Source organism: Methylophaga sp. UBA4204, assembly GCF_002379485.1.
In the GTDB taxonomy this organism is placed as follows: Bacteria; Pseudomonadota; Gammaproteobacteria; order Nitrosococcales; family Methylophagaceae; genus Methylophaga.
Genome location: NZ_DFTU01000030.1, coordinates 57,759 through 60,041, shown reverse-complemented (window position 1 = coordinate 60,041; position 2,283 = coordinate 57,759). Strand labels below are relative to the sequence as shown.

The 2,283-nt window shown below is 46.3% G+C and carries 3 protein-coding genes; all 3 read left to right on the top strand.

Going from position 1 to position 2,283, the window contains the following annotated elements; translation table 11 throughout:
* The coding region (locus tag B3182_RS03915) for a hypothetical protein (RefSeq protein WP_292751637.1) at window positions 1–278 on the top strand (278 nt) is incomplete at its 5' end.
* A gap of 71 nt (window positions 279–349) precedes the next feature.
* Complete coding sequence (gene hslO / locus B3182_RS03910; protein WP_292353852.1) at window positions 350–1,246, top strand: Hsp33 family molecular chaperone HslO; 897 nt, start codon at window positions 350–352, stop codon at window positions 1,244–1,246.
* 12 nt (window positions 1,247–1,258) lie between these two features.
* The coding region (locus B3182_RS03905) for an NAD(P)/FAD-dependent oxidoreductase (protein WP_292751634.1) at window positions 1,259–2,283 on the top strand (1,025 nt) is incomplete at its 3' end.

The window sequence follows — 2,283 nt, the reverse complement described above, 5'->3', positions numbered from 1 at the left end:
AGGTTGGGTTGAAGCATGAAACCCAACAATCCACGCTTGTTTTAATCACACTTGCCCCCCCACAACCGAATCACAATCTAATTCCTCGAAAAAGTACCCTAACCATCGCGAGGCACAGTGCTGATGAATATCAATTAAAAAAGCTTGATTCAGCTGTGCAAGAATATTCAGTCGCATTTGCCAGCCGCGCTGAGAGATTTTTTAGCCGCCCGAAGCCGCTGATAGTTTATGGCTTGATCTTCTCAGGGGTAAACCCCACTTGTATTCAGATACGTTAAAATGTCGCTATCATTCGGCAGCTTCATTTGCCATATAACCGCCCGCTACAGGTGCAGTGTGAGGATTTATCATGCAAGACGACGCCATTCAGGCAGATCATTTACAACGTTTCATCTTTGATAATGCCGCTATCCGTGGCGAATGGGTGCAACTTAAAAAAACCTGGCAAACGGTTAAAGTTCAACGGGAATATCCACCTGCGGTTGCTGGCTTGTTGGGAGAAATGCTGGCAGCGGCAGCGCTATTGGCTGAAACAGTCAAAATGTCCGGCCGATTGGTATTGCAATGTCGTTCCGATGGGCCGGTATCGTTATTAATGGTTGAATGCACCAGTGATCACACTCTCCGTGGTTTAGCGAACTGGGAGGGTGAAATTGCTGATGATGCCACGATGCAGCAAATGCTCGGCGACGGTAATCTGGCGATTACTATTGAAAATGTTGAAGCCAAACAACCCTATCAGGGCATTGTCAGCGTCCAGGGCGAGTCAATTGCTGAAATGCTGGAAATGTATTTTGCGCAATCTGAACAATTGAAAACCCGTATCTGGTTATCTACCGATGAGCAGACTTCCGGTGGGTTGATGCTGCAACAATTACCTGATCAGGATCCGGAACAGCATGATGAAAATTGGACGAGGATTAATTTTCTAGCCGATACCGTGACCTATGAAGAACTGCTGAACTTGGATGCAGTCTCTTTGTTATACCGATTATTTAACGAAGAAATGGTAAGACTATTAAGTACAACCGTATTGGAATTTGCCTGTACCTGCTCGCGCCAGCGAGTGGCTGATACCATCAAGTTACTGGGACGGCAGGAAGCAGAAGACATTATTGCCGAACGAGGCTTTGTTGAGTTGGCCTGTGAGTTCTGCAATACCCATTATCAGTTTGATCCAGTGGATGTGGCAGGCTTATTCAGTGACCCGCTTAATATTCAGAATGACTCGGATACGCTGCATTAATTCAGGATAGATATGGCACATATTGTCATTATCGGAGCAAGTACCGGCGGTTTACCCGCTGCTTATGAATGCCGTGCTGCTCTAGATAAAACGCACCATATCAGCGTAGTTTCCAATACGCCGATATTTCACTTTGTACCCAGCAACCCCTGGGTCGCTGTTGGTTGGCGAAAACGTGAAGATATCAGCTTTAAACTGGCCTCGGTTTTATCCAGCAAAAATATCGATTTTTATGATTCCGGTGTTGCCAAAATCAAACCGGCTACCGATCAGATTTTGTTGGGTGATAACACCATTCTTAATTACGATTTTCTGATTGTGGCAACCGGGGCCAAGCTGGCATTTGATGAAATCGAAGGCTTTGGTCCGCATGCCCATACTCACTCAATCTGCACCGTTGATCATGCTGAAGACAGCTACCAGGCTTGGCGTGAATTTCTGAAAAATCCTGGCCCGATTGTGGTGGGTGCTGTTCAGGGTGCTTCCTGTTTTGGTCCTGCCTATGAATTTGCTTTCATCATGAATCGGGCATTACGTAAGGCCAAAGTCCGAGATCGGGTACCAATGACGTTTGTCACTCCTGAACCGTATATCGGCCATATGGGATTAGGCGGCGTAGGTGATTCAAAAGGGCTGTTCGAGTCCGAGTTTCGCAAAAACGATATCAAGTGGATCACCAATGCCCGTGTTAAGTCCATCGAAAAGGGCCAAATGCTGGTCGAGCAGGTAGACGATAATGCCGAGACCATCAAAACCCATCAACTGTCATTTGATTACAGTATGTTGATTCCAGCGTTTAAAGGGGTTGATTGTGTTGCAAATCTGAATGAAGAACTGGTCAATCCCCGAGGCTTTCTTAAGGTCGATGAATTCCAGCGTAATCCGGTTTACCCAAATATTTATGGGGTTGGTGTCTGTATTGCGATTCCCCCAGTTGAAGTGACTGCTTTACCCGTGGGCGTGCCGAAAACCGGTTATATGATTGAAAGCATGGCCAAAGCAGCGGTGGCCAATATTCAAGCCACTATCGAAAATCT